This is a genomic window from Pyrobaculum islandicum DSM 4184, assembly GCF_000015205.1.
Lineage (GTDB): Archaea > Thermoproteota > Thermoprotei > Thermoproteales > Thermoproteaceae > Pyrobaculum > Pyrobaculum islandicum.
In genome coordinates, this window is record NC_008701.1 from 1,444,367 (window position 1) to 1,469,100 (window position 24,734).

The following is a 24,734-nucleotide window of genomic DNA, read 5'->3' on the forward strand; positions in this document are numbered from 1 at the left end:
GTTGTGAAGTTTCCAATACTAATTATAAATCTAAAAGCCTATGGCGAGGCTGCAGGCAAAAAGGCACTGGAAATAGCCAAGGCGGCGGAAAAAGTTGCTAAAGAGCTCGGCGTAAATATAGCTGTGGCGCCTAACCATTTAGAGCTCGCCCTAGTTGCGCAGTCTGTTGAAATACCAGTGTATGCGCAAGGCGCAGATGTAGAAACGCCAGGCGCTTATACAGCGCATATAGCTGTAGATAATATAAAAGCTGTCGGAGCGTCGGGGCTGATTTTAAATCATAGTGAAGCGCCTCTTGCCTTGAACCAACTCTCTAAGTTGGCTGCAAGAGCTAAGTCTATAGGTCTAGACGTAGTGATATGCGCCCCCGACCCTGTGACAAGTCTTGCGGCGGCTGCGCTAGGGCCCCACGCCGTAGCTGTAGAGCCGCCTGAGCTAATAGGCACCGGCAAAGCTGTCTCAAAGTATAAACCTGAGACAATAATCGAAACTGTAAGGCTAGTGACAAAACACTTTCCAAACGTCGTAGTTATAACCGGCGCCGGTATTGAAACAGGTGAAGATGTAGAGGCAGCACTTAAGCTAGGCACCAAGGGGGTGCTTCTTGCAAGCGCTGCAGTTAAGGCTAAAGACCACTACCAGAAAATTTTCGAGTTGGCAAAGCCGCTTACAGTCGCGGCGGAGCCGCCTTAGGTGCCCGCCGCTCATATGCCCCCAGCAGGGGGTCGTACTATTTGTTATAACTTATTTATATACTCGATCCAAAGCTCTAAATCTCTCAAATCTATTTTACCTCTATAGCCATATTGATCCTCTACGTATGCATCTATTATTTTTACCATATCGCCTTCTATAACACCTCTTATGACTATAGTTCTTCTCTCGTCTCCAAGCTCCGGGTCTGACGCCGCATCTCCAAGAGTTGGGGTGGTAAAAACCACTTCTACCTGACGTCCTCTTATTACGACATTATAGCCATTGCCGAGTTTTCTAAGCTTATCTAGCGGGAGCATATTGTGTATTTAGTTTTTGTTTTTAGCTTAAGTAACGTATATTAAATATAGTTTTATATTACTCCTCATGCTTCCGCCAGCAGTACTACGCCAACTATATGTACAGGGGAGTCTCACAAACACGCCAGAGGGGGTCTCCTTTAAGTTACGAAACTCTCTAGCGCCAGCTACAGTCGTTGGAGTAGAGGTAGCTGTTGATGGGCAGAAGGTACCCTCAGATAAAGTATTCATAATTGCAGGGGGACAAAAGCGGGGGGTCTCAGAGCTGGCATCTGTTGGGCAAAAGTTTAATGTGAGAGATGAAGTAACAATACTGCTCCAAGGACTTTCTCTATCGCCTGGAGCGCATAAAATAGACATAAAAGCTAAGACTAAAGAGTGGGGCGAACTTGTCTTCGACGTCACCGACATGTTGAAATAGTAAAAAACCTTGCTACAAATTCTTCCAAAGCTTTTTTAAGTTCCTTAAGCTCCGGCGTTAACTCAGATGCCGCTTGTGCAAGTAGCAATGCGCCAGCTACAGTGCGTATACCAGCAGATGCAACTTTTACGCCGCCCCATTCTACAACTACGCTTCCAATTGCCATAACTCTGCCTTTATTCTCTGCCGCAACTACGGCGTCCGGATATGGATATGCTACGTATGTTAACGTTAGGGCGTGGCCGCTATACGGCATATACACCTTTTTTAAATATCGTCTTAAAGAGAAGGGGCCAACCCTATCGACAACCTTACCCCATTTCACACTGGCCGTATCTATGAAGCTAATGTGGCTCTTGAGCCATGTGTATATATCGCCTTTTCCCGGGACGTACTCTACGTCTAATACCTTGCCTATTTCAGAGCCAAGCCAATCGTATAACTCCATATATGGTTTTACTATATCTACAACCTCTTCCACAGATATAGATCTCTCATCGTAGCCCTCTGCCGTGCGGCCTACTGCTAAAGTTTCGCCGTCTCTGATGATAAACGTAACCTCTTGGAACTCCCGCCATTTGTCACACATAGGCACTATAAACTCCACGTATTACTACAGAAAATGTTTTTAAAACCGTATCTCCTACGCGGCACATGCCGACTTTCAAACTAGTGCTTTCAGACCCCATCTCAGGCAAGGCCAGGCAGTTTGAGATAAAAGACCCACTGGCACAACGCTTCATAGGGCTTAAGATAGGAGACGAACTAGACGGCTCTGTGTTAAAAGACTTCCTAGAGTTGCCGAAAGGCGCTAAGATTAGAATTACTGGCGGTAGTGGAATTGAGGGCGCGCCTATGCACCCCGGCGTGCCGGGACCTGTGAAAAGGTATATTCTAGCTGACGGGCCGCCGGGCTACTGGCCGCCGAAAAGAGGTATGCGAAAGAGGAAATTAGTGAGGGGCAACACGATATCCGACTCTATTGTACAAATAAACGCAGTAATTGTATATCCACAAGGCTATTCCGGACCCCCCGCCATACCGCTAGGAGCTAAGGAAATAGAAAAATTAACAAAAGCCAAAGAGGGGACACCGGCCTAATAGCTATTTCACGATAGATTTAGCTATTATTAAAGTAGTTGTGCTCTTTATCTTTGGCATTTTTCTAATCTTCTCACTAATGAGTTTTCTCAAATTCTCAGCAGTATCTGTTGTAATTCTTATTACTAAGTCATAAGGCCCATAAACAATCATAGCCTCTTTGACCTCTGGAATTTTTACTAAAGCCTCCATGACCTCGTCTTCTGCGCCTATTTCTGTGTTTATGAATACAAACGCCTCAACCATAACTAAAAGTCTTTATCACTATTTAAACATTTAGAATTAAGCTTTAAGCGAGTGTCTAGTAAATGTACAAAGTTTAGGTTGGTGCCCCGGCCGGGATTTGAACCCGGGTCACGGGCTCGACTGGCCTAACCCTGCGGTTATGAGGCCCGCATCCTTGACCGGGCTAGACTACCGGCTGGGGTAGCCGGCTGGCTACGGCCCCCTCCACCGCCAGGGCGCCTTCAATTACCAAATTGTTTTAAAAATTTTTCTTCTTTAACCTGATAAAGAATTCTCCGGTTAAACAAGTCGCCTAGACCTCTAGGTTTCTTAACTGGAGGTTTGTTCAGAAAATGTTATTAAGGAAAAATGAATCATATTAAATGCAGATTATAACTAAATACCTAGAGAAGGTACCTCTACTAACTACATACATCCTTAACCTTGGCGATGTCAAGGTAGTGATAGACCCCGGTCCTGCATCACTACACTCCCCGCTTGACGTTGATGCAGTTTTATGCACACATATACACTTAGACCACTGTGGCTCAGCAGGTCATATAAACTCACCTGTTTATGTACATGAGAGGTATACTAAGTATGTAACAGAGCCGCTCAAACTTTATGAGGCGAGCAAAACTGTATTAGGTATTTTTGCAGAAAAATTCGGAGCCCCTCTCCCAAGTAGACAGGTAGTTGGCGTCAGAGATCAGACAAGACTTTTTGACGTAATTGATGTAATATATACGCCGGGACATGCTCCACATCATGTCGTGTATTATGAGAGAGATAATAAAACTCTATTTATAGGCGATGGCGGGGGAGTATATATACCAGAGTTGGGGGTTATCGTTCCCACAACGCCGCCCCCCTTTAAACTTGATATTTATCTCCAATCTTTACACAAGATAAAGTCGCTAGATGTTGATACAGTGTGCTTCCCCCATTATTCATGTACACGTAATATAGAAATCCTTAAGGTACATGAACAACAGATAAGAAGTTGGGCAGAAACTCTAAAAGATGTTGATATGCCAATAGATGAGGCGTTAAGGCTTTTAGCTAGAGTAGATGAAAATGTAGCAAAGATCTTGACGGTCGGCGGTTTCTACGCCGAATTTTATCTAAAAATTAGTGTGTTGGGCTTCTTAGATTATTTAAAATCTCAGAGAGCCGCTTCGTAAGCTTCGGCTATTGCTAGTAAAGTATCTTCGTCTCTAGCCGCCACTTGAAGGCCCACAGGAAGGCTGGAAGTGGCTGGCGCCGGTACTGAAATAGCCGGATGGCCTGTTAGGTTAAAAATCTCCGTATACGCGAGTAGTTTACGTCTCATTGTAATACTATCAGCTTGTTCTATAGGTACAGCCTCTATGGCTGTGGTTGGCGTAACTACTACATCGTATTTTTTAAATAGTATATTGAAGTATTGTGTGGCTTCCTCTTTTATCCTCTTTGCAACTATGTAAGCAACTGAGGGAAGAGCAACGCCGACACCTAATAAAGTCGCCACGTCGCGGCCCATATGTTCGCCTACGCTTCTCAAATAGTCATAGTAGTTGGCGGCGGCTTCGGATAGCAATAACGCAGCTCTAGCAGCCGAATATTTAGTAGAGTCTAGAAAAACTTCATCTCTAAAACCTCCTATATTCTCTAAAACCTCTACAGCTTTCCAAAATGCCTTCTCTACATATCTAGAAGGTTCTGTAATACCCATTAGTACCGCAAATCTAAATCTCTTAGGCGGCGAGAGATCTCGAGGTGCCCATCCCACAGCCGATAGTATATTTACAAGTTCTTTTACACTTCTTGCAATAAAACCGACGTGGTCTAAACTTTGTGAAAGGGGGTATATGCCGTCCATCGGAATTTTTCCATAGGGCGGCTTGTATCCGACAACACCGCATAGCGCAGCTGGTATTCTAACTGAGCCGCCTGTATCTGTGCCAATGCCTAGGTCTGCTACGCCTATGGCAACAGCGCCTGCACTACCTCCACTAGATCCGCCAGTTATTCGAGAGGGGTCGTGGGGATTTCGCGTCGGCCCAAAATGGGGGTTTATATTCGTAACGCCAAGGGCGAGCTCGTGCATGTTTGTTTTCCCTAGCACAACCGCGCCTTCTGCCATAAGACGTCTTACGACTGCCGCTGTTTTATCAGATATTTTCTTCATATATGGCGCTCCGTTTGTAATAGGCATGCCCATAACTTCTATGTTGTCTTTTACCGCAAGCGTCATGCCACACAGCGCCCCACACCTCCCAGCCCGCTTAAGAAATTCCACCTCTTCAACAACTTTCTCATTTAGGTAAAGGAAATAGTTTAAATCGGCATGTCTCTTAGCCTCTTCTATCTTCTTTTCAATTTCGCTCATACAAGCCCCAAGCCCTTTAATATTCTCTCAACTTGTCTCTTAACTTCCTCTACATTGATAGTGGGTACTTTAAGTTCTTTTAGTAGGATCTCGATATAATCCATAGCCGTATTATTCGACATCGCTCGTCTGTCTACACGTAGTAGCGTAAAATAGCTTTTCTGAAATCCAATTGGCTTGAGAGCCTACATAATCTACTTTTTTCCGCAACTCATAATCACGCGGCTCAAGCGCTAGGAGATCGAGGTAGAGGCTTTCTACAGCGTCTTTAAGTCTCTTCGCCCCCTCTATGTTTTTCTTTAACAACTCCTCCGTAGCGGATCTGCCCAACTCCCCTGCCACGTCTGCCACACCCATAAGGTATGTATATACATCAACGCCTAGCTCCTCTTTAGTGGGAAACCTACCCTCTTTAATGAATAAGTACAATGTGATTGCCTCAACATACTCTTGTAGTCCAGTTGCGGCGTTATTATAAAACATGGGCCATTCGTTAATTAATTTCTTCAACTTGGCAACAACATTCTCCATCTCACGTATAGCTTTTTCTGCTGAGACAAAATCTCTCCTAATTACGGAGTAGACTACAGCCTTAGAAAGCCGCGCAACTTTAATCGACGTCTGTATTACCTCGTCTTTCGCTTGTTCATATTGCCTTAATTCGTCGTATAAAGATTTGTTCTCTAACACAGTCGCGTTAGAGATGCAATATATAAACTATCTAGGCGATCCAAGCAAAAACCACCAGGGGATATAGAAGTAATATTGGAAACGGTAACGCGGGGCCGTAACCCCATCTTTTTAGAAATATCTTGACAGTTAGCAAAAGCCCTAGGTATATCAACGCCGCTCCTAGACCTAACGCTATAATAAATACCGCTCTTCCGTATTGTAGAAATCTCATGGCGATAAATGAAAGCGCCATGGAGTATACTACGAAATCCCCTACGCCAAGCGAAAGGTTGTCGAGTCTAACAACAAAGCCAAATAGGGGGTTGTCGGCCTTTCTCCCAGGCGTATTGACGGCGCCGTCTCTTAACTTCTGCACTATTCTGCCAAGAAGACCTTTGTTTACCATCAAGTAGTCGTAGATGGGTAGTGCGGTCAACAGAGCGACTATGGTTGTGGTTGGTAAAAGCCAAACAAACATAACTCCTGCAAGAGATCCGAGAAATCCAAGTAGAAGATCTCCTCTTCTCTTATGAATTAGATATACTGTAAAAATTCCGAATAGTAGGGAGGCCCACATTAGTCTAACTGCATTTACCTCATCTAGGAGGTTATTCCAATAGTATAGAATTACGTAAAACTGGAACACGCCAGTCGAAAGAACAAACCATATAATCGACAAGAGGAGTTTTAGTAATCTTCTACGTGGGAGAATTACATATATGAGTATAGTCGCCATTATGAGAAGGGCAAAGAATATAAAAGCGTTGTATAGAGTAGTTTGGTTATCCTCTGCGTTTACATATGGGGAGATCTCCACCGGCGGGCTCTCTATTCTGCCGTGAAGTATAGTAGGTGCTACGCCTATAAACACTGCTATAACCACGAGAAGCAACGCTGAAAGCACCACTATATGTCGTGGATTATTAATATGTTTTTAGACGGCGCTACGCAAAAATTTTTTAAGTTGGACTCTCGGCGTCTTATGCGGACGCTTTTAGAAAAGCTAGGGCCTCTCGCGAAAATTCTGGCAGAAATGGGTATAGACCCGCACCTACCCGTCTACTTACTAACGCCACGTATATTCACTATAGCGCCTAAGCTTGTGAATAAATTAGCAGACGCGTCATAGTTTAAAGCTTTTATTTCTTAACTAGCGGTGATGAAGAACTCGGGTCTGCGGATTTTGAAGAAGACATAGGCCGCTGAATGTTTTACACAATATATAGCGTAGCTATCTAAGTTTTATCTCAAACAGTACCCATGAAGTAAAGTATGGCTACAAGACAAGCCACGCCATTTAGAGTGTGGAGAGATTATAGGCTAGTTCATTGACGTCGGCAAGAGGCGGCCGTCGAAGTCCTGGCAGTGATAACTTTTAGAGAGGCCGTTATCTTAGTAATGCGTTGATTAGTCTAATTCCTTGTCTAGGCCTTTTGGCCAGTGCTATAAAGAGGGTTTTTGCGCCTAAGTTCTCCTCTATGAATTCTCTCAATATAGAATCCTCTATGAATTCAATAGGCGTGCGCCCCTTGGCTAATAACCTCTGGGCTAGTCTAAGTATCCTCTTTTGAAACTCCACCTGTCTAATTATTCTCCAGACTGCGCGGCGGTAGTTCCTCAGCGGATGTCTTGTCCCTAGCGCCTTGGCTAACTCTATTGCGGAAATTATGCCAGGTCTTATGCCCTCGCCTGTAAGAGGGTATATAAGCCCTGCGGCTTCGCCTATTCTGAAGCTTTCTCCATCATATAGCGTAATCTGCGGTACTATTGTAAGGGGGGCGGCTCTTATATCTATAACTCTACCCCCGCCCAACCACTTCTCTATAAACTCATAAATATATGGCACTGGGTTACTAACGCCGATAAATCCAGCGCCTATATTATAAACCCCGCCGTGTGGAAAAACCCAGTAGAAACCTATGGAGTCTTGTGGAAATATAAAGTAGGCTGTCTCGTCTTCGAGTTTTATGCCCTCTATGTAGGCTCTGGCAACATAGATTTTTTCACCAATGCTCTGATAGGGGCCGCCTGCCTTTACTAAAACCTCGGGCGTTTCTCCAGCTAAATTTTCGCCTCGCATAGACTCTACCCAAGCTTTTTTATTTACTATATACCACCTAGGCTTTAGATATGTCACCTCTCCAACTTCTTTACGCCAGAGGTAGAATTTGAACCGACGCACTTTGTCAACTACAAACTCTGGATCGACAAGCGGAGTTTCCACAGGCACAGCCTCGCCACACGCCTTGAAATATTGTCTAGATAATTCTACACCTACTGCCCTACTATATGTCTTTAAAAAGGCAGAGCCAGAGGGGCCTAGCCCAACTACTTTTACAACTGGCTTCATTAAGTAGACATTCCAGGCTCAAAAGTCCAGTCGTAATATTCTGCAAGTTCCTTCAATGCATTTTCCTCCTTGATTAAATCTCTAATAGAAAACACGCCATAGAGTCTACCGTCTTTAGTGACCACTAGATGTCTAATCCCATATTTTACAAACGCCTCTGCGGCTTTAGCGACGTTTTCATTTGCCTCAAGAGAAATCACGTTTTTTGAGGCTATGGTTTCACACGGCATGTCTAGATCTATCTCATGTGCCACAGCTCTGACAATATCACGTTCGGAGACCACACCGACTACTCTATAGGGGTCGCTGGGGTCTACAAGCACAACTAGGCCGACCTTCCTCTGCGCCATTAATTTAGCCACCTCTCTTATTGATGTAGACGGAAAAGCCTTAATTACGTCTGTCTTGGCAAAACTTCCGAGCATACATTTTATGTTTCTCCAGAGTTAAAAAAATTAGCTAGGCGGCAATTTCATTATCACCTTCCTAATAGTTTTTCCATCTGGTAGTTTAAAGAGGGCTATGACGACACCTGGTTTGCCAGGGGGCTGGAGAACCCATGCTTTAACTGGCTTTAGCCGGTATTTTCTCCCGCCGTATTCCACTTCGTATTCACGATCTAAGACCTCTTCCATACGTCAACTGCCATCTCTAGATATAAAGTTACAACCGAAAGTCTCGCCCTTTAGGACGGGGATGAGTTTAAGCTAGTAAACGTATTTTTCCATAGCAGAACAGTGAAGAAAAAGGCAAACAGCGGCGTATTCCAGATGGCGGGCAAGTCAACACGTAAGACTGCCCCAGCAGGGGGACGCCCCGGCGCGATACCCGCTCATTAACCCCAAAGAGGGACAACACCCGAGACCCCCATAGTGGAAATCCCGCCCTTTAGGGCGGGGAGGCGGGTCATTCTGTTTCTATAACGACGTCGGCTTCTACATCAGCTGGCTGATATATAGATTCTAATAATTCGCCAATGGGGCCTTTTATGTTTATTATAAACATTTTTTGTACGTAACGTCTGGCGTTAGAGATCGGCGTGCCTAAACACGCAACTCCTATGTCAAACGGCCCAAATTCTCTAGATACATCCTCCGCAGTCCAACTGCCCTCTAGCATAATCAACGCCACTCTATCTGAGAGAGATGCTACCTGATCTATAAGCGTTGAACCTTCAAAAGGCCCGACGATAACTAGATAGGGCGCTATGAATAACACATCGCCATGCCAACCACATGGATATGTAAATACCAACGCCCTATTTGGAGAGTATTGCATAATTTTCTCAAGGGCATAAGCCCGTTGTCTCTGGAGAAGTATAGTCATAGCCCGGTAGAGCTTTATAGTCTTTTCATCACGCCACTCCTTTGAATATAATATTCAGCTTTCTCACAAATCCCATTAGTACTAAAGCTTTATAATCATAAGCCACAACATTATACGTGTCTATTAGATCGCCATTTGTAGTAGTGATGGGACATGTCGACGTTGGAAAGACGTTACTACTTGACAAAATTAGGGGCACTTCTGTGGCGTATAGAGAGCCAGGCATGATTACGCAACACATAGGAGTGAGTTTTGTCCCATGGCAGGCTGTGGAGAGGTTCGCAGGTCCCCTAGTGGATAAGCTAAGGCTGAGAGGTAAGATCTGGATACCGGGCTTCTTATTTATAGATACGCCGGGCCACGCCGCGTTTTCAAACTTACGCAGACGTGGAGGTTCTGTCGCAGATTTAGCTATCCTTGTGGTAGATATCACCTCAGGGCTTGAGGAGCAAGGGGTGGAGTCTCTTAAGCTCATCCAGAGCAGAGGCGTGCCGTTTATAATCGCTGCCAATAAACTAGATAGGATATACGGCTGGAAGTCTGTAGAAAATAGGCCGTTTTTATTCGCAGTTGAACAACAAGAGTGGCATGCAATAGCAACGCTCGAGGAGGCCATTGGCAAATTGATAGATCAACTCTCACGTTTTGGAATAGAGGCTGATCGATACGACCGTGTTAGAGATTTTTCAAAACAAGTCCCCATAGTGCCTACAAGTGCTGTAACTGGCGAGGGAATTGCCGATCTGTTGCTAGTTCTAGCTGGAGTCAGCCAGAGGTTTATCCCTAGAGAAAAACTCAGTGTAAGCTACGGGCCTGCAAAAGGCGTCGTTATGGAGGTAAAGGAGGAAAGAGGGCTCGGCGTCGTGGCTGACGTGATTTTATATGATGGCGTGTTGAAAAAAGGCGATGTAATAATTACGGCGGGTATAGATGGGCCAAAGGAGACTAAGGTGCGTATGTTAATTATGCCTAAGCCTCTCGATGAAATGCGCGACCCAGAAGATCGTTATATGGCTGTAGAAGAGGTCAAGGCGGCCGCCGGCGTACGAATAGTAGCAGACGGACTCGACGGCGTTGTGGCAGGAGCGCCTATATTTGCTGTGTGGGATCTCCAAGATATTCAAAAAGTTGTCCAACTTGTCAGGGAGGAGATTTCGGAAATAAAAATAGAGACAGATAGAGAGGGCGTTATAGCTAGGGCAGATACCTTCGGCACTTTAGAAAGTATGGTTCTCTTCCTGAGACAACAGGGGGTCCCAATTAGGAGGGCAGATGTGGGACCCCCGACCCATAAAGATGTGGTGGAGGCTGTGTTGAGCAGAAGAAAAAATCCGACATATGGCGTGATATTGGCCTTTAATGTGAAGATACCCCCGGAGGTGGAGAGAGAGGCTATGTCGTCTGGCATAAAGATAATCAGGGGAGAGATACTATATCGGATATTTGACGAGTATATCAAATGGTCTCAGGAGGTTAAAACCAAGACTATAGAGCAGATACTGTCGCAAATGACTAAACCGGGCAAAATACAGATTTTACCTGGCTACGTCTTTAGGAGGAGTAACCCTGCAATTGTAGGCATTAAGGTATTAGCTGGCACAATTAAGCCAGGTGTGACGTTGGTTAAAGATGGGAAGGAAGTAGGTAGGATTATGCAAATTCAGAAATCTGGCAAACCCATAAACGAGGCTGTTGTAGGAGATGAAGTTGCCATATCTATCCACGGCGATATAATTGTGGGGCGGCAGATAAGAGAGGGCGATGTGCTATATGTCTATGTGCCAGATGAACAAATACGCCAATGGCTCTTTCAGTATAGGCAGTATCTACGGGATGATGAGCTGAAGGCTCTTGAAGAATATCTAAAGTTGAGAAAAAGGTAAAAAATACAACAAAGACTCCACAATGCTCAAAGAGTTTAAGCTCAGGTACGAAGGTGTTTTACTCCATTTTGGCACAGGAACAATAGAGAAGAGTAAGAACTACCTACACCAGTTTGAAAAAGTTGTAATCGTCACTGGGAGGTCGTCAGCTAAGACATCCGGCGCCTTAGATGATGTAGAGAGAGTATTGAAGGAGCTTGGCGTTAAGTATGTGTTGTTTAACAAAGTTTCGCCAAACCCCTGGGCAAGTCAAGCGGAGGAATTAGCTAAAGTCGTATGGGAAGAGGGGGCTGATGCAGTAATAGCCATAGGAGGCGGAAGCCCAATAGACGTCTCTAAGATTGCAACTATAATTGTTGCAAACGGCGGAAAGGTATACGACTATGTCAGAGGCGTTAAAAAAGCAAAAAGAATGATACCTCTGATAGCAGTAAATCTCACCCATGGCACAGGTACAGAGGTGGATAAATGGGCCGTAGTTACACTTGATGACACCAGAGAGAAAATAGGTATAGCGGCGCGGTACCCAGATTTGTCTATAGACGACCCCACATATACTTTAACACTAGACGAGAGACAAACGATCTATACATCTCTAGACGCCTTTTATCACTCTTATGAATCCGCCACAGCTAAGACTTCAAATCCTCTATCGCAGTCGCTTGCCGAAAGTGCAATAGGCACAATAGCTGAAACTTTGCCTAAGTTGGCAGAAAACTTGAGAGATTTAGCGCTTCGCTATAGAATGCTCTATGCATCTATGATTGCAGGAATTGCCATAGATATGGCGCGTACACATATAATACACGCCATAGAACATGTATTAAGCGGCCTAGAGCCCAAGCTACCACATGGCTGTGGATTAGGGTTACTGGGCCCGCGCGCAGTTTATTACATACATAAGGCGGCGCCTGAACTCTCAGCCCGTCTTCTCAGACATATAAACCCCCATATAAAGCCTACTATAGATAGCGCCGCTGAGGCAGAAAAAACAGTTGCAAAATTCCAGGAGGAGATAGGCCTTAGAGAGAGACTAAGCGACTACGGCTTCACCGAGAGAGATGTAGCAAATATAGCCGAGAGAGTCTTTACAACTTTTAGAGAGTGGATAAATACCACAGCTCCTTTAGAGGTGACAAAAGACGTAATAATCGACATATTAAAAAGCGCGCTCTAGTGCGGGGGGTGGGATTTGAACCCACGCAGGCCTACGCCACAGGGTCTTGAGCCCTGCCCCTTTGGCCTGGCTCGGGCACCCCCGCTGTATATTATATTTTTAGAGACTTATAAGCTTTCTATCGCTGCTTTCAACGGCTCAACAAGTTTTTCATAGGGGTCTTTTAATGCAGATATGTAGAAAACGCCGCATGCGCCTAGTTTTTTCACAACCTCGTCCCCTTTGAATATAAGCCCCTTTATCTTCACTAAATCTATTTTATTCCCAATAACTACAGATCTCCTATATGGCTTTACTAATCTACTTGTCAAATGTTTCTCAATATCTAACAACGCATATAGGGTACTTACATCCGTTACGTCATACATAAAAATAGCGAGATCTAAATAAAATGGCCAAGCCTTAGCAAGCGCCTCGGCTATCTCCGTTGCCGAGTCGCCTGGGATATCTAAAATACACATAACTACGCTATTTATAACTCCTCTATAGATCCCAGGCCTAAGCGTGGTCTTTGGCTGGACTGGGACGCCTATAAGTCTGTAGATATATGTTGTTTTCCCAACGCCGCCTACGCCGAGAACTGCCGCCAAAAGACATCTCATTTACAGACATTGCGTACAGTCGCCTCCAGTTCTAAAAGTGCGTAGTATTGTTGATCTGTTATAGAAATGGCGGGGTTTACTCTCTCAACACTTCTTATCGCATCGTCAGCTTTCATACATCTCTTAACTATTAGATAAGCTGCTAGTGCCGTCGGCGTCCTCCCCATGCCGCCGACACAATGGACGACTACAGACCCCCTCTTGATCTCCGTCTCTATCACTTCTACAAGCTCGTCGAGATCTCTAGGAGGATATCCGTCGGGAGTTGGCCAGTGGATCCATTTAACGCCTTTTTCTGCCAGCGTCTTTCGGAACTCTGGCAGAGACCACCTGCCGTAGTATTCAATCTCCCAAGACTCTGTGAGTGAGATCACAGTCTTAACGCCAAGCGAAGCCCATCTCTCTATATCCTCTTGCCTCGGCATACATGATCCAGCTAGTTTAGGCTCCACCCAGTAGGGACACTCCATCTTGGTCTTTTTCCTCAAGCCCATTTTATTAATTTCCTCTCTAGCAACGACATAAGAGCATATGTGGCTACACCGGCGCCGCTTAGCGTCAAAATTGCTGCATACATTTGTAGATAGTCAAGCCTATGCCAACTGTCGTAGATCAAGGCCCCGAGCCCGTCGGTTAAGGCAAGACTTTCGGCTATAAAAGAAACCGAATATGCTGTATTAAACGCAATTTTAAGACCAGTCAATATGCCTGGTAACGCAGATGGCATAACGACATATTTAACTATATCGCGTCGACCACCCCCCATTATATGTATCAACGTGGCTAGGTCACGTGGAAATCTCTGCGTCCACTCCATTACTGAAAGCGCAATGGGGTAAAACGCTATTAGTGACATAAGTACAATTTTACTTGTCTCAATACCAAAGAGGTGTAGTAATATTGGGAGTAGCGCAACGTGGGGTATTGGATATGTGAGAAGTATGGCGGCTCTTAATAGATTTGCGCTTACTCTCTCAGAAAGCCATGTAGCGGCAAGACCCCCCACAAAACCTATAACAAGCGCTATTGCTACCGATATAAAGACCCTAGCCAATGTTGCAACGAGGTTTCTTAACAATATCTGTGCATCCTCCGCCATATATATCACCACGTCTGTAAACAGAGGGAGATATGGCTTGTTTATCACATACGCCAAAATTTGCCATAGTATAAATAGGGCAACTAAAGCCGTTATATAGTATTTCATTTCTTAAACGCGGACTTCACAACCTCGGTCAGCTCCTCCGCTTTTGTATAATCGCCTGGCTTTAAAACCGCAGTAATTTTCAGCGGGGGGCCGTTGACTACATATATCTCACCGCCAAGATCTATTGCGTCTTGTACATTATGTGTTATTACAACCATGACTTTGCCAACCCCCCTAAGTATTTGTATAAGCTCGCGCCTGTAGTCTATATCGATCATTGAGAAAGGCTCGTCGAGAAGCCACACGTCAGCCCCAGAGGCCATCGCCCGCGCCAGTAATACCTTCTGTTGCTCGCCTCCAGAGATCTCGCGGGGATATCTCTTAAGGAGGTCCGATATCTCCAATATTTCAGAAACTTTGTGGACGGTTTCCCTTATTTCCCGCTCTGGCTTCTTGAGAAGCTTAAGTGGCAACGCTATATTTTCCTCTACAGTCATCCAGGGGTACAAGCCGCCGGATTGAGGTATGTAGGCGATTTTGCCACGTAATTCATCTGGGGGTTTTCCCAATATTTCGACAATGCCTTCTGTAGGTTTTAAAATCCCGGCGGCGATTTTTAACAACGTCGATTTTCCACATCCGTTAGGCCCCAGTATAATTGTCAAGCTGTTAGAAAACTGGGCTGTAAAATTTTGTAATACGACGGGGCCGCGCCTATATTTGAAGTAAACCCCTCTGAAGTCAATCACGTGACGCAAGCTTCATATCTAGGCGCTTGTTTTACAAGCCCCTTTTTCACAAGCCAGTTAGTTGCGTCGTCAAATATCTCACGAGGCATCTTAACTATATGCGCTTTCCATACTATTGTATGTTGTTTAAACTCCGCCGGCAGTCTCAACTTCTCTGCCAAAATATCTCTATACTTCTCAGGATTGGCGTTGTATAGATCAACTGCCTTGTTTAAAGCTGTGACAAGTTTCTCCACCGCCCTCCGCCCCTCTGGCGTATTTAGAAGCCTCTCGCTTGCCACAAGCACAACTAAGTCTCTATGTCTGGCTATTAAAGTGGCGTTTTTCATTATGGCCAAAGTGCCCCATGGGTCTGGTAAAACTGCGGCATCTACCTTACCCTCTATAAGGAGTTGATATCTATTGGCTATGCTTGGGACATCAACAAATTCAACATCGCCCTTGACGATTTTCGAAGCTACATATTCAATAATTGTATTTTTTGAAATAGCTACGGTCTTTATATTACGGACGCCGGGCGCTCTTACATAGTAAAATCCGACGTTAGAATCTGTCTCGTTTAGACAACAGACAAAGCCTACGATTTTTATAGGTACGCCATTTCCAATTAACATAAGCGCGCCGACTGGGTCGTGAACAGCGACGTCTACCTGCCCCGCGACAATAGCCGAATCTCTATCTCTGGCAGAGCCAAAGTATATAAGCTCGACGTCTAACCCCTCCGCTTTGAACAAGTTTTCTTTTTCTGCAACTACAAAAGGTAGCGCATCTACTATCGGCAATAAACCCACCTTAATCTTAGGCGGAGGTGGTACAAAAGGTTGGAAGAAAAATAGAAATAAAATAGCGGCAATAATTATAACAACTAGAAGAGATATCCACTTTGCCATATGTGGCGCTTGGTCTAGTTTTTAAAACTTAAAGAGCGTTGAAAAAACGCGTAGACCGGCGGCTTCTCCAACTAGCAACATCCCAAGAGCTATGGAGATAAAACCTACAGCGTATTCCAACCTCCTACCCCAAGAAGCCCACTTTATACTCTTTGTGGCACGGCTAGCCCCGCGTCTAAGCGTCTCTACAAGAAGATAAACTACGGTTGCAAGACCAGTAGCATATGCCAATGTAGAGACAAATAGCGCAAGATAATCTCTACTTAACGCAGACGCAACAAAATTTGCCACTACAACCGCTCCAAAAAACGGCGCTATGCACGGCGTCCAAACGGCGCCTAGAGACGCGCCAAGAGTTAAATCGCCTATCTTGCCAACGCCTCTTCTAGATGCCTTGTAAGCAGATGTCTGAAATCTAGAAGTCCACAGTACAAAGGCCTTATTTAACCTTTCAACAACTAACACCAAGCCCATGGCGATTAACACAACGCCGCCTACGGCGTACAGTACCGTGTTGGTAACCTCCCCTATCCAAGAGGCTAGAGCTGTAACAACAGTTGCCAAAGTAGCAAAAGAAAGAACCATACCTATTAACACCAGGGGAAGACTACGCCTCGCCAAATATGTCGTAGCTGCGATTGTAAGAACAGGCAAGACGCATGGCGAAAAGACACTCACAGCCCCCGCTATAAAAGACGCCGTGAGTTGTAAGACTAAAATAGGAGGTCGCATAGAAGGCGGGGAGGTTTGGAAGTTCTCGCCGTATGCCGCTTTTATAAACTTAAGGAATGTCGCCGGGTCTGTCGCGCCTATCATTATAAATGTGGTATGTATCTCCCCGCCTCTTACAAAACCCATTATGACTGTAGGGGTGCCAATCACCGGTATCTTCTGCGTGCCCGAAGTCTTTTGTACAAAGAGAGAACCGCCGTAGTATAAATATACTTGGCCGTCTGTCACTACATCTAAACTACGCAGAGGATATTTAGACAAGTCTATTGCGACTAGTTTAATATTTTCTAACGCCTTAACCACTTGGCCGTCGGTAAAAACCTGCGTTTTTAGATACATACAGCCGGGACAGTCGGGCTGATGTATAAAAATCAAGACAGGCCCCTCCCTAATCGCGTTTTTGAAATCTTGGCTTGAATAGACGTCTACAAAATGGAGCTGACCTATCTGTAGCGCTAGTATAAACGCGGATATTAACAATGGTACTATTAACGACTTCACATTTTTCAAACACGTCTACCATTTTTAAAACGTGATTGTAGAAAAAATCGTCACGGGGCCCTTAGCCACAAATTCATACTTGGCGTGTAAAGACGATGTATGCATAGTGATAGATCCGGCAGACGCCGAGCCTATAATACAAGCGCTGAGACGGAGAGGCATTGTCGCAGTGGTGGCGACGCATCTCCATTTTGACCATGCGGCTGGCGTTAGACGCGTCGTAGAGTTATTTAACGCCCCTTTTTACGCTCATCCAGCCGACTGGGCCGTATATAGGGAGATAAACGAGGTGGCACTTGAATGGGGGTTTGAAATCCCAGATATCCCAGAGCCAAAGCCCATCCCGGATAGACTCTGGATTTTTGAAGTGTGGCACACGCCTGGACACACGCCAGGGTCTATAACTTTGGTAGCCGACGGCGTTGTGTTTACCGGCGATACGCTCTTCAAGAGTTCTGTAGGTCGTACAGACCTACCGCTGGGAGATTGGGACGCTCTTGTACAGTCTATATGTAGGCTTTATACGCTCCCGAACTATTACGTAGTATACCCAGGCCACGGCCCTAAGACTGACATCGGCTCCGAGGCGTCTAAAAACCCCTTTATAAATATCTCCATTTGTAAAAGTGGGGTGCCCCGCAATCCATATTAACATTACTGCTATGAGAACACAATGCAGACCGCTGTGAGAGCAAAACTTTTGCAGTATCCTCCCCCTCCAATACTTACGCCACAGCTTATCACAGCCGTTTCGTTAATCTCGACAAGGCTTTACGGCCTTTTCGACCTCGGCGTCTTTATTGCAAAACTTGTTGAGTCGGGTATACAGAAATGACGAAAAACTCGACCCTTGCTGGCTATATATTGCGCTTCCAAACGGTTATAAACACTTCGCATATTTCTCAAACGACGTCCCAGACGCGGCAGTATATGCCACACTTTATCCAGACCCCTACTTAGGGGCATTATTTATCGCAGCCTCTGGCAGAAGAGCTGCCTTTAGGCCGCTGGGAAACGACTATCTAGACGGGCTGTTTGAAACGCTAGCCCAAAGCGAGGGCTAGAATATCCACGTATCTAACTACGTGGAGTATGAGGTATATCAAAACAAACACGTAGTAGACAAAGAGTATATTGTAAAGAGACTAAAGGCGATGTTACCCAGAGAAGCAACGTATGAAAAAGACGCCTTATTAGGCGTCCTTGTGCCAACTATGCCACAGGCCTTGCTCACAGACCCCCAGCTGATGAAGATGATCTCGTTGGGTTTAATGGAGTATAGAAAAACCACTATTGTGCCGACACAACTACTGGTCTCTTTACTTGGAATGCTTTTTTAAGAAGGTAAAGAAATAGTGACGTGAGAGTAGTCATCCTTGGCGGGGGGATAGCGGGCGTATTCACTGCATATTTCCTCAAGAGAAGGGGCTTCGAAGTTGTCGGAATAGGCGGCGAGGTTACATATCCCACGGCATCTTTAGTATTAACGCTATCTATGCCGCATAAAGAGGATGTGGAACTTGCCAAAAGAAGTCTCGAGATTTATAGAGAATTTGTAAACCCTAGAGAGGTTACGTCAGTAGATATCCTCCCGAGGTGGGTAGATTTATCTAAACTAGCCGTCCCTCACGAGGTTGTCGACGCGATAGACGGCATACGACTGAGCCAAGACGAGGTTGCTGTGATAACAAAAGACTATCTCATCCCTGTTAGAAAAGTCGTGACAAAGTTAAGGAGGGAATTAGGTTTTGTAGACTCCTACGGGTTGTTGAAAATCAAAGATAGAAAAGCCTATGTAGTTGTAGATGGGGAGAGAGTAGAGGGTGACGTAGTGGTATTAGCAGCCGGGTATAGAAACAATATATTGGCACAAGAGGCCGGCGTATCTCTCCCACTGGCCCCTTATGAATGTTACGCCGTGGTATATCTAGTTGGTAGAAAAGTGTGGAGATATAGCATCGGCGATTATATACTGGGTTGGTATGGAAGACCTCTTTCGCCTCCTTTATATATAGCTGGAGATGGCTGTGGACGCTATGGACAAGGGCCGCCTCCTGGCTATATGCAGAAAATCACTAACTTGATAAGACAGAGGGTGGGACATATATTTCCGCTCTACTTAAAGACTGGGTATTGTGAAATAGGCCCCCACGGAGGGCCCATCTATGGCAAACACCCGGAGGTAGAAAATCTCTATGTGATAGGGGGGCTCGATGGCTATGGCAGCATGGTTGGACCTGCGCTAGCGGAGCGGCTTGTGGAATTAATCGCCGGCCGTGGGGCGGAAGATGTCTATAGACTTGAGAAATACTTTGGTATACAAGTGTCTAACCCGTGCAATATAGCTGAACGACACGATTGGAGCGCCGTTTTACTACGTAATGCTTAAAAAGATGGAGAAAAAGTCCAACGTGGCTAAAGAAAGAGAAAAAATGATCCTTATCTCCTTCCACGTACCTCAATCATATGTAGAGATTTTAGACGAGCTTGTAAAAATGGGGTTCTACCCCAGTAGAAGCGAAGCTATTAGGGCGGCATTGAGAGAGCTTTTAAATAGATATAAACTAAACGGCGTCTAAAATTTATAGCCCCAACCTGTCCCACACCCGGTGAATGGGTTAGCATCGGCGCTTATAGCCACTCTGGCTTTTTCTATAAACGCGCCGCTTGTACACGCTGCGTCAAAGAAAGGAGCAAACTCATTTGCCCTAGTGGCCATAAGAAATATCACAGCGCTTTTATTACTTCTGCCATTTGCAGATTTTAGAGTGGCTCTATCTACCCTCCTTGTCGTTTTATCTTCTGCAATTTCCGGACCGGGCCTAGGCGACTACTTCTACTTTAAAGCGATATCGCATAGCGGAGTAGCTGTAGCTGTGACTATAGGCTACACCTATATTTTCACGACACAGTTTTTCTCTGCACTAATGGGGGTAGAGCCGGTGAGATCTGGCGCTTTACTAGGCGCTCTTTTGGCGTTTCTAGGAGTTGTGATTACATTAGGCGGCAGACCTAGAGGCCCTGGCGTATTATACGGATTTATAACATCGCTGTTATGGGGTTTTGCATCAGCTCTCTTAGGAATGGCGGCAAAGGAAACGTCGCCGTATACAATCGCCGTGGTTAGATCTGCCGTGTTAAGTCTAATCTTTATTCCGTTTTCAAAAATCCGCACTATCTCTACATCCGGCTTGATATATGCCGTCTTATCTGGCGCAATAGGCCTGGCCTTGGGCTCTCTTGCGTTTATCTACGCAATGGCTTACGTCGGAGTTGCAACTACCGTCATAACTACATCTCTAACGCCAATACTCTCTCAAATTTTTGACAGAGCTATCAACAAGACCTCTATCTCTCCGAAATATATATTAGGCGCTTTACTAGTCGGACTTGGAATTGCCACAACTGTGATGATTAACTAGACGGCTGATGTTTGAAGAACTGACGACGGGCTGAATATTATGTCTGTTTCTTTAACTCTGCTAATTTCCTGTTTATCTCGTCTAGCAACTGATCTTTTGTCTTCCCCTCGGTTGATATACCTAGGGATTTTGCCATCTCGACAATTTTCTGGTCTATCTCCTCCCTCTTTTCAACTTTCCTAGGCTCCTCTTCTACGCCAGAAGCGGCCTTTCTAAACTCCCTAATGGCCTCTCCCAACCCTCTCGCTAGAGAGGGCAGTTTGGAGGGGCCCCAGATGAGAATTATGACGATAGCTATAAGAACAACAAGCCACTCTTGTCCGGCTAATATTAAGTACATAAGCCTTAGTGAGTAGTCCTTTATTAATTTTATGCCGCCTCTCCCTAGGCGCAACAGCTTAGAGACTTTCTCCTAGCCCACGCCTTCACCGGTATCCAAGAGCGTGGGGGTCATCGGGCATGGGAGACGGCGATGTGGCCTTTTCGTGAGTGCCCTGAGATAACAAATCGGGGTACTTTCCGCGAAGCTCTTTGTAGAGGGCCTTCCTAAGCGTAATGCGGTCCTCCGTTCTGTTTTGAAAGTCCCACAAATTCGGCCACGATTTCCCTATACGCCCTTTCGAATCCTTAAGGGTGTTGAACTTACACCAGCCCCAGCCACGCGCTAAAGACAGCGACAGCGCGGATCAACGTGTACATACCCTCCTTCTATTTCTTCCGCCGTTTTTGTCACGGTTATGCTTTTTACCGCCTCCCTTCTCTTCTTCTCTCACGAGAAGATGTGGATTAAAAGGTAGCTGAAACGGCGGTGGGGCTTTTAGGGCTGGCGGTACACGCCGTCTCCGGCGTAGGAACGCTTGGGCTGGGCCGCTGGAGAGCAACGACACACTTACGCCGTCTATAACCCAAGTAGCTTTTTAATATCGACTTCAGTAAGTTTTGTGGAATCTAAACCGCCTCGCGACAAGGAAATGCCTCTGTGGGAACATTTAGCCGAATTAGGCACGCGGCTTAAACGTGTGCTTATAGCTTTTGCCGTAGTTTTTATCCTCATGTGGATGCCCGCCCCAGATCTAAGCGGAGGAAATCCGTTGAGTATAGCCACTTCTTTTTTCATAACTGGAGAGTATAACCCATTTGCATATTGGGTATTTATGCAATCTATTAACCCACTTTTAGAGGGTCTCAACAGAACTGGGTATGTTAGAATTGCTTTAATCGCCGGCGAGGTATGGAATCCGCTTGCGGCTGTAATGTACTCCTCGCTTTATCTAACGGCACTTGTGGTATTTCCATATTTCGTATATCAAATGTGGCTTTATATACAACCGGCTCTCTACCCACACGAAGAGAGAGCTGTGAAAAAGTATCTATGGATTGCCCTACTTCTGTTTTATGCCGGAAACCTCTTCGGGATATTGATCATATATCCCTCCCTCTTTAGATTTGTCGTAGGTCTGGCACAAGTGATTAAGGTAGAGCAGATCTTCAGCGTGGCGTCTGTGGTAAGTACTTGGATCCAGATTGCCTTCTGGACTGGAGTGATCTTCGAGACGCCCATTGTGATGGCTATATTGTCTGAGATCTGTCTCTTAAATCCCTGGACGTTAGCAGAATACAGGCCGTTAGTATATGCGGCGGCACTAATTTTAATTGCCATGGTGACGCCAGATACTACGCTCATATCTACATTTCTCACGTTTATACCCTTCGCTATACTTTTTGAAATTGGACTAATCTGGAGCAGGAGGATTGTCCGCAAGTGCCCCGATGTTCAACGTCGGCGGTAAAGGCCGTATAGATAGAGGAGTTTTGGCGTAGAGGACCAACCGCCGGGCACTTGTTTTATAAAGCCCCACTTGGCTAAATAGCCGAGTTGCCATGTCGTGATGTGGTCAAGGATATAACTATGGCTTAAAACGCTTTGAGAAGCCAAATCTTCGAAAAAGTCTATATCTAGGTTTAATATTTCGCCTACGCGTTTTAACGCATCCCAGAACCTTGGTTCTGTAGGTGTAGAGTTTTCTTCGACTGTAGCTTTAGAAAGCGTGATCTCGCCTCTTCTAATTGATACATCGCCTGGCGTTTTTATATAACGTTCCCTTAGATAGGGCGGGGCAGATGAGTGAAATATTATGTCGCCAGGTAACTCGAGGGGTTTTACAACTATTAACTGCACCTCTGCGCCGAGCTCTTCTGCACGTTCTGCCAAAAAATGAGCGTATTCCCCATAGCCATAGCGGAGATCCACCGCCACTGGGGCAATACCTACTGACAACACCGCAAGTGTTGCGACTATGGGGTCTGGGCGTGGGGTAAAACAACTTCCGGCGGCTACGCCGTATGGTAATATGCGGGCTAGCCACATATCCTCAAGTGGTAGTTGTCCAAATAACAAGACGTTGTCAAGGACGTCAAGTCCTAAGTCTATTTGGTCTTGTAGAGCGCCAAATATCTCCACGCCGTATATCCTCTTGACAGCTTTGGCAAGTATGCAGAAGGAAGAGAGACGTGGAGAGGGCGGCGGGTTTTTACAACGTGGCGAAACAATTGCGCGTACATCTCCCAAAGTATGTATTGACTCGCTATAGTCTACTATTTGTAGAATCACAGAGTTTTTATAAAGTCTCGCATTTTAAAAGCCATGAGTGTCGTAGGTATCAGGTTTGATTATATACATGCTGAGAGATTTGGAGCCCCGCCTCCAGGCGCCCAGTTACAAATGAATGTACAAGTTATGATAGAGGGAGAGAGAGCTGTAAAAAGAGGTGGCACGATAGAGTTACCATTTACGGTAAGCATAGCCTCTAGCCCAAGTGTAGTTACAGTGACTATCAGAGGCACTGCAGTGATACAGGGCGAGGTAGATGTGAAAAATCTCCCGCCGCAAGTGGCAGGGCCTATAATGCAAGCCGCCTTGTTTGAGGCGGCGCTTGTCATGAGGGAGTTGGGCTTTCCACCGCCGCTTCCCATACAGCCGCAGTCGCAACAGACGCCGCATTACGCGTGATGAGCCAACCCCGGCACTGAGTTGTGAAGTAGTTTTAGAATGCTGATATATCTCGTACTACTCTCGCGCGCAGTTTATGCATTAATGTGGTTCTACATCGCGCCTGTGATACCTATGATGTTGAGAGAGTTTAACGTAGACCCAGCTCTAGCGGGTGTTTTACCTGCGGTTTTTATAGTTGGCGCAAAACGGCACAGCTACCGGCAAGTTTTATAGGCGCTAAATTCGGCCATAATAAAATCGCCGGAATTGGCTTGATAATCTTCGGCATATCGTCTATAGCCGTCGGCCTCTCCCCCAGCTGGGAGTGGGCGTTGTTTTTTAGGGCACTGGGCGGCTTAGGCGCTGGCCTCTTTTTTTCTACAGCAGGCGCTGTGCTTAGTTCTTAAACCTGACGCCGTTGGTTCTATCCTAGGTTGGTATAACGCTTCTTTTAACCTAGGCGGCTTTCTGGGTTACTACTGGGGCTATGTAGCGTCGTTAGTCGGATGGCGTATTGCAATAGCAATACCAGGGGTTATTTCGGCGGCTTTCGGAGCTATGCTTTTAAAAAGCGCGAGCTTAAAAAGTGAGACATCTATCAGTTGGAAAACTAGTGTATTTGGCCTAGCATCTTTCCCCTTCTGGGGGGCCGTATATGCAGCTAATAGTCTCACAGCTACGTGGCTACATTTATTCCGCGGCATGGAAGAGAGTTATGCAGGCGCAATTTCGTCGGCGTCTATGCTGTCGGGATTTTTCGGCGGGGTGTTTGGAAGGCTTTACGATAGAACAAAAAACAAAAGACGCTTGCTACTCTACACTCCGATTTTTGCATCTATTGTATATTTAGCAATGCCAGATACGCCAATAGAGGCGGCGCCTCTTCTCGTATTTATATACGGGGCTTCATTTTCTGCATACATAACCGCTGTATATGCCACAGTATCAAAGGTTTCTAGAAATCCTGCATCTGCCCTAGCCGTAATCAATGTTATAAATATGGCTCTCGGTCTTCATTTTAGCTACGCTTTCTCTTTACTTATGGCCTTTTCGCCTACATATCCCTGGCTTCTACTTTCGGCACTAGCTTTTTTATCTGCTATAGCGACATATATAGTCATAAATATGCTAAAGATTTATTAATATTTCGATTAACACAG

At 45.5% G+C, this 24,734-nt stretch carries 35 protein-coding genes, 2 tRNA genes and 1 pseudogene; 18 read left to right on the forward strand and 20 right to left on the reverse strand.

What is annotated here, in order from left to right; genetic code table 11:
- Positions 1–3 precede the first annotated feature (3 nt).
- The gene (gene tpiA, locus PISL_RS08155) at positions 4–693 is read left to right on the forward strand and encodes a triose-phosphate isomerase (protein ID WP_011763314.1); all 690 of its coding nucleotides are present in this window, start codon (positions 4–6) and stop codon (positions 691–693) included.
- Positions 694–737: 44 nt separating this feature from the next.
- Here the strand turns inward: tpiA and PISL_RS08160 are convergent, their stop codons facing one another.
- The gene (locus PISL_RS08160; protein WP_011763315.1) at positions 738–1,013 is read right to left on the reverse strand and encodes a hypothetical protein; all 276 of its coding nucleotides are present in this window, start codon (positions 1,011–1,013) and stop codon (positions 738–740) included.
- 67 nt (positions 1,014–1,080) lie between these two features.
- Here PISL_RS08160 and PISL_RS08165 point away from each other — a divergent pair, with 67 nt between their 5' ends.
- Positions 1,081–1,434 (forward strand): DUF6379 domain-containing protein, encoded by a 354-nt coding sequence (locus PISL_RS08165; protein WP_011763316.1) that lies wholly within the window; start codon positions 1,081–1,083, stop codon positions 1,432–1,434.
- Here PISL_RS08165 and PISL_RS08170 read toward each other — a convergent pair.
- Positions 1,415–2,041: a hypothetical protein gene (locus PISL_RS08170; protein WP_167827676.1), complete on the reverse strand. Its 627-nt coding sequence runs from the start codon at positions 2,039–2,041 to the stop codon at positions 1,415–1,417. The genes PISL_RS08165 and PISL_RS08170 overlap by 20 nt on opposite strands.
- 47 nt (positions 2,042–2,088) lie before the next feature.
- Between PISL_RS08170 and PISL_RS08175 the strand changes: the two genes are divergently transcribed.
- Entirely contained in the window at positions 2,089–2,535 is a 447-nt protein-coding gene (locus PISL_RS08175) for a 30S ribosomal protein S6e (protein ID WP_011763318.1), read from the forward strand.
- A gap of 3 nt (positions 2,536–2,538) precedes the next feature.
- On the opposite strand, the gene PISL_RS08180 is transcribed toward PISL_RS08175, so the two are convergent.
- Both PISL_RS08180 and PISL_RS08185 read right to left on the reverse strand, forming a co-directional pair.
- Positions 2,539–2,781: an Lrp/AsnC family transcriptional regulator gene (locus PISL_RS08180; protein ID WP_011763319.1), complete on the reverse strand. Its 243-nt coding sequence runs from the start codon at positions 2,779–2,781 to the stop codon at positions 2,539–2,541.
- Positions 2,782–2,860: 79 nt separating this feature from the next.
- Positions 2,861–2,980, reverse strand: a tRNA-Glu gene (locus PISL_RS08185).
- Positions 2,981–3,143: 163 nt separating this feature from the next.
- On the opposite strand from PISL_RS08185, the gene PISL_RS08190 reads away from it, so the two are divergent.
- Positions 3,144–3,944 carry an MBL fold metallo-hydrolase gene (locus tag PISL_RS08190; protein ID WP_011763320.1) on the forward strand — a complete coding sequence of 267 codons (801 nt, stop codon included), beginning with the start codon at positions 3,144–3,146 and terminating at the stop codon, positions 3,942–3,944.
- On the opposite strand, the gene PISL_RS08195 is transcribed toward PISL_RS08190, so the two are convergent.
- The 3 genes from PISL_RS08195 to PISL_RS08205 all read right to left on the reverse strand — a co-directional run bounded on the left by PISL_RS08195 (position 3,926) and on the right by PISL_RS08205 (position 6,707).
- A complete protein-coding gene (locus tag PISL_RS08195; RefSeq protein ID WP_011763321.1) occupies positions 3,926–5,131 on the reverse strand; it encodes an amidase in 1,206 nt (401 codons plus the stop codon). The genes PISL_RS08190 and PISL_RS08195 overlap by 19 nt on opposite strands.
- Positions 5,132–5,242: 111 nt before the next feature.
- Entirely contained in the window at positions 5,243–5,821 is a 579-nt protein-coding gene (locus PISL_RS08200; RefSeq protein WP_011763322.1) for a translin family protein, read from the reverse strand.
- Positions 5,822–5,852: 31 nt separating this feature from the next.
- On the reverse strand, positions 5,853–6,707 hold the full coding sequence (locus PISL_RS08205) for a hypothetical protein (protein WP_245218370.1): 855 nt from the start codon (positions 6,705–6,707) through the stop codon (positions 5,853–5,855).
- A gap of 78 nt (positions 6,708–6,785) precedes the next feature.
- Between PISL_RS08205 and PISL_RS11040 the strand changes: the two genes are divergently transcribed.
- On the forward strand, positions 6,786–6,932 hold the full coding sequence (locus PISL_RS11040; protein ID WP_167827677.1) for a hypothetical protein: 147 nt from the start codon (positions 6,786–6,788) through the stop codon (positions 6,930–6,932).
- Positions 6,933–7,190: 258 nt separating this feature from the next.
- Here the strand turns inward: PISL_RS11040 and PISL_RS08210 are convergent, their stop codons facing one another.
- The 4 genes from PISL_RS08210 to PISL_RS08225 all read right to left on the reverse strand — a co-directional run bounded on the left by PISL_RS08210 (position 7,191) and on the right by PISL_RS08225 (position 9,479).
- A complete protein-coding gene (locus tag PISL_RS08210) occupies positions 7,191–8,153 on the reverse strand; it encodes an NAD(P)/FAD-dependent oxidoreductase (protein WP_011763325.1) in 963 nt (320 codons plus the stop codon).
- The gene (locus PISL_RS08215) at positions 8,153–8,578 is read right to left on the reverse strand and encodes a CBS domain-containing protein (protein WP_011763326.1); all 426 of its coding nucleotides are present in this window, start codon (positions 8,576–8,578) and stop codon (positions 8,153–8,155) included. Before PISL_RS08215 ends, PISL_RS08210 begins: the two co-directional genes overlap by 1 nt.
- Positions 8,579–8,608: 30 nt before the next feature.
- Complete coding sequence (locus tag PISL_RS08220) at positions 8,609–8,788, reverse strand: chromatin protein Cren7 (protein ID WP_011763327.1); 180 nt, start codon at positions 8,786–8,788, stop codon at positions 8,609–8,611.
- Positions 8,789–9,059: 271 nt separating this feature from the next.
- The gene (locus tag PISL_RS08225) at positions 9,060–9,479 is read right to left on the reverse strand and encodes a hypothetical protein (RefSeq protein WP_011763328.1); all 420 of its coding nucleotides are present in this window, start codon (positions 9,477–9,479) and stop codon (positions 9,060–9,062) included.
- 116 nt (positions 9,480–9,595) lie between these two features.
- Between PISL_RS08225 and infB the strand changes: the two genes are divergently transcribed.
- Both infB and PISL_RS08235 read left to right on the forward strand, forming a co-directional pair.
- A complete protein-coding gene (gene infB, locus PISL_RS08230; protein ID WP_011763329.1) occupies positions 9,596–11,362 on the forward strand; it encodes a translation initiation factor IF-2 in 1,767 nt (588 codons plus the stop codon).
- Positions 11,363–11,384: 22 nt separating this feature from the next.
- Positions 11,385–12,539: an iron-containing alcohol dehydrogenase gene (locus PISL_RS08235; protein WP_011763330.1), complete on the forward strand. Its 1,155-nt coding sequence runs from the start codon at positions 11,385–11,387 to the stop codon at positions 12,537–12,539.
- Here the strand turns inward: PISL_RS08235 and PISL_RS08240 are convergent.
- From PISL_RS08240 to PISL_RS08270, 7 genes are all read right to left on the reverse strand, one after another.
- A tRNA-Leu gene (locus tag PISL_RS08240) sits at positions 12,540–12,624 on the reverse strand.
- Between the two features lie 22 nt (positions 12,625–12,646).
- On the reverse strand, positions 12,647–13,141 hold the full coding sequence (locus tag PISL_RS08245; RefSeq protein ID WP_011763331.1) for a Rab family GTPase: 495 nt from the start codon (positions 13,139–13,141) through the stop codon (positions 12,647–12,649).
- A complete protein-coding gene (locus PISL_RS08250) occupies positions 13,138–13,635 on the reverse strand; it encodes a protein-tyrosine phosphatase family protein (protein WP_011763332.1) in 498 nt (165 codons plus the stop codon). Before PISL_RS08250 ends, PISL_RS08245 begins: the two co-directional genes overlap by 4 nt.
- Positions 13,626–14,348, reverse strand: coding sequence for an ABC transporter permease (locus PISL_RS08255; protein ID WP_011763333.1), 723 nt, complete (start codon positions 14,346–14,348; stop codon positions 13,626–13,628). Before PISL_RS08255 ends, PISL_RS08250 begins: the two co-directional genes overlap by 10 nt.
- Positions 14,345–15,037, reverse strand: a complete 693-nt coding sequence (locus PISL_RS08260; protein ID WP_011763334.1) for an ABC transporter ATP-binding protein — start codon at positions 15,035–15,037, stop codon at positions 14,345–14,347. The genes PISL_RS08255 and PISL_RS08260 overlap by 4 nt, the downstream gene beginning before the upstream one ends.
- Entirely contained in the window at positions 15,034–15,927 is an 894-nt protein-coding gene (locus tag PISL_RS08265) for an ABC transporter substrate-binding protein (RefSeq protein WP_011763335.1), read from the reverse strand. Before PISL_RS08265 ends, PISL_RS08260 begins: the two co-directional genes overlap by 4 nt.
- Positions 15,928–15,948: 21 nt before the next feature.
- A complete protein-coding gene (locus PISL_RS08270) occupies positions 15,949–17,160 on the reverse strand; it encodes a cytochrome c biogenesis protein CcdA (RefSeq protein WP_011763336.1) in 1,212 nt (403 codons plus the stop codon).
- A gap of 31 nt (positions 17,161–17,191) precedes the next feature.
- Here PISL_RS08270 and PISL_RS08275 point away from each other — a divergent pair, with 31 nt between their 5' ends.
- Genes PISL_RS08275 through PISL_RS08295 form a run of 7 tightly spaced genes read left to right on the forward strand, consistent with a single transcriptional unit; the run spans position 17,192 to position 20,582 of the window.
- Positions 17,192–17,812 carry an MBL fold metallo-hydrolase gene (locus tag PISL_RS08275; protein WP_011763337.1) on the forward strand — a complete coding sequence of 207 codons (621 nt, stop codon included), beginning with the start codon at positions 17,192–17,194 and terminating at the stop codon, positions 17,810–17,812.
- Between the two features lie 21 nt (positions 17,813–17,833).
- Positions 17,834–17,995 carry a hypothetical protein gene (locus PISL_RS11390; protein ID WP_011763338.1) on the forward strand — a complete coding sequence of 54 codons (162 nt, stop codon included), beginning with the start codon at positions 17,834–17,836 and terminating at the stop codon, positions 17,993–17,995.
- On the forward strand, positions 17,973–18,224 hold the full coding sequence (locus PISL_RS11395) for a hypothetical protein (RefSeq protein ID WP_245218371.1): 252 nt from the start codon (positions 17,973–17,975) through the stop codon (positions 18,222–18,224). Before PISL_RS11390 ends, PISL_RS11395 begins: the two co-directional genes overlap by 23 nt.
- A 21-nt stretch (positions 18,225–18,245) precedes the next feature.
- A complete protein-coding gene (locus PISL_RS11400) occupies positions 18,246–18,500 on the forward strand; it encodes a hypothetical protein (protein ID WP_011763340.1) in 255 nt (84 codons plus the stop codon).
- 20 nt (positions 18,501–18,520) lie between these two features.
- Entirely contained in the window at positions 18,521–19,549 is a 1,029-nt protein-coding gene (locus PISL_RS08285; protein WP_011763341.1) for an NAD(P)/FAD-dependent oxidoreductase, read from the forward strand.
- Between the two features lie 22 nt (positions 19,550–19,571).
- Positions 19,572–19,739 (forward strand): ribbon-helix-helix domain-containing protein, encoded by a 168-nt coding sequence (locus tag PISL_RS08290; protein WP_167827678.1) that lies wholly within the window; start codon positions 19,572–19,574, stop codon positions 19,737–19,739.
- Positions 19,740–19,769: 30 nt separating this feature from the next.
- Positions 19,770–20,582 (forward strand): DMT family transporter, encoded by an 813-nt coding sequence (locus tag PISL_RS08295; RefSeq protein ID WP_011763343.1) that lies wholly within the window; start codon positions 19,770–19,772, stop codon positions 20,580–20,582.
- Between the two features lie 37 nt (positions 20,583–20,619).
- On the opposite strand, the gene PISL_RS08300 is transcribed toward PISL_RS08295, so the two are convergent.
- Positions 20,620–20,922, reverse strand: coding sequence for a Sec-independent protein translocase subunit TatA/TatB (locus PISL_RS08300; protein ID WP_053240464.1), 303 nt, complete (start codon positions 20,920–20,922; stop codon positions 20,620–20,622).
- A 601-nt stretch (positions 20,923–21,523) separates the two neighbouring features.
- Between PISL_RS08300 and tatC the strand changes: the two genes are divergently transcribed.
- A complete protein-coding gene (tatC, locus tag PISL_RS08305; protein ID WP_011763345.1) occupies positions 21,524–22,372 on the forward strand; it encodes a Sec-independent protein translocase TatC in 849 nt (282 codons plus the stop codon).
- Here tatC and PISL_RS08310 read toward each other — a convergent pair.
- A complete protein-coding gene (locus PISL_RS08310) occupies positions 22,357–23,193 on the reverse strand; it encodes a hypothetical protein (protein WP_011763346.1) in 837 nt (278 codons plus the stop codon). The two genes, tatC and PISL_RS08310, sit on opposite strands and share 16 nt — an antisense overlap.
- A gap of 33 nt (positions 23,194–23,226) precedes the next feature.
- Here PISL_RS08310 and PISL_RS08315 point away from each other — a divergent pair, with 33 nt between their 5' ends.
- The 3 genes and pseudogenes from PISL_RS08315 (at position 23,227) to PISL_RS08320 (ending at position 24,717) form a co-directional block, all read left to right on the forward strand.
- Positions 23,227–23,592, forward strand: a complete 366-nt coding sequence (locus tag PISL_RS08315) for a hypothetical protein (RefSeq protein ID WP_011763347.1) — start codon at positions 23,227–23,229, stop codon at positions 23,590–23,592.
- A gap of 39 nt (positions 23,593–23,631) precedes the next feature.
- Positions 23,632–23,808: a hypothetical protein gene (locus PISL_RS11640; RefSeq protein ID WP_342364421.1), complete on the forward strand. Its 177-nt coding sequence runs from the start codon at positions 23,632–23,634 to the stop codon at positions 23,806–23,808.
- A gap of 32 nt (positions 23,809–23,840) precedes the next feature.
- Positions 23,841–24,717: pseudogene (locus PISL_RS08320) on the forward strand (MFS transporter).
- Positions 24,718–24,734: the final 17 nt, after the last annotated feature.

What these genes read in the sequence shown, in the direction of transcription:
- PISL_RS08165 (WP_011763316.1), top strand. Translation starts at nt 1,081, where the DNA reads ATGCTTCCGCCAGCAGTACTACGCCAACTATATGTACAGGGGAGTCTC.
- PISL_RS08300 (WP_053240464.1), bottom strand. Translation starts at nt 20,922, where the DNA reads ATGTACTTAATATTAGCCGGACAAGAGTGGCTTGTTGTTCTTATAGCT.
- PISL_RS08215 (WP_011763326.1), bottom strand. Translation starts at nt 8,578, where the DNA reads ATGCTCGGAAGTTTTGCCAAGACAGACGTAATTAAGGCTTTTCCGTCT.
- PISL_RS08180 (WP_011763319.1), bottom strand. Translation starts at nt 2,781, where the DNA reads ATGGTTGAGGCGTTTGTATTCATAAACACAGAAATAGGCGCAGAAGAC.
- PISL_RS08315 (WP_011763347.1), top strand. Translation starts at nt 23,227, where the DNA reads ATGAGTGTCGTAGGTATCAGGTTTGATTATATACATGCTGAGAGATTT.
- PISL_RS08175 (WP_011763318.1), top strand. Translation starts at nt 2,089, where the DNA reads ATGCCGACTTTCAAACTAGTGCTTTCAGACCCCATCTCAGGCAAGGCC.
- PISL_RS08195 (WP_011763321.1), bottom strand. Translation starts at nt 5,131, where the DNA reads ATGAGCGAAATTGAAAAGAAGATAGAAGAGGCTAAGAGACATGCCGAT.
- PISL_RS11390 (WP_011763338.1), top strand. Translation starts at nt 17,834, where the DNA reads ATGCAGACCGCTGTGAGAGCAAAACTTTTGCAGTATCCTCCCCCTCCA.
- PISL_RS08235 (WP_011763330.1), top strand. Translation starts at nt 11,385, where the DNA reads ATGCTCAAAGAGTTTAAGCTCAGGTACGAAGGTGTTTTACTCCATTTT.
- PISL_RS08255 (WP_011763333.1), bottom strand. Translation starts at nt 14,348, where the DNA reads ATGAAATACTATATAACGGCTTTAGTTGCCCTATTTATACTATGGCAA.
- PISL_RS08220 (WP_011763327.1), bottom strand. Translation starts at nt 8,788, where the DNA reads ATGGAAGAGGTCTTAGATCGTGAATACGAAGTGGAATACGGCGGGAGA.
- PISL_RS08225 (WP_011763328.1), bottom strand. Translation starts at nt 9,479, where the DNA reads ATGACTATACTTCTCCAGAGACAACGGGCTTATGCCCTTGAGAAAATT.
- PISL_RS08265 (WP_011763335.1), bottom strand. Translation starts at nt 15,927, where the DNA reads ATGGCAAAGTGGATATCTCTTCTAGTTGTTATAATTATTGCCGCTATT.
- PISL_RS08160 (WP_011763315.1), bottom strand. Translation starts at nt 1,013, where the DNA reads ATGCTCCCGCTAGATAAGCTTAGAAAACTCGGCAATGGCTATAATGTC.
- PISL_RS11040 (WP_167827677.1), top strand. Translation starts at nt 6,786, where the DNA reads ATGCGGACGCTTTTAGAAAAGCTAGGGCCTCTCGCGAAAATTCTGGCA.
- PISL_RS08245 (WP_011763331.1), bottom strand. Translation starts at nt 13,141, where the DNA reads ATGAGATGTCTTTTGGCGGCAGTTCTCGGCGTAGGCGGCGTTGGGAAA.
- PISL_RS08250 (WP_011763332.1), bottom strand. Translation starts at nt 13,635, where the DNA reads ATGGGCTTGAGGAAAAAGACCAAGATGGAGTGTCCCTACTGGGTGGAG.
- PISL_RS11640 (WP_342364421.1), top strand. Translation starts at nt 23,632, where the DNA reads ATGCTGATATATCTCGTACTACTCTCGCGCGCAGTTTATGCATTAATG.
- PISL_RS08210 (WP_011763325.1), bottom strand. Translation starts at nt 8,153, where the DNA reads ATGAAGCCAGTTGTAAAAGTAGTTGGGCTAGGCCCCTCTGGCTCTGCC.
- PISL_RS08190 (WP_011763320.1), top strand. Translation starts at nt 3,144, where the DNA reads ATGCAGATTATAACTAAATACCTAGAGAAGGTACCTCTACTAACTACA.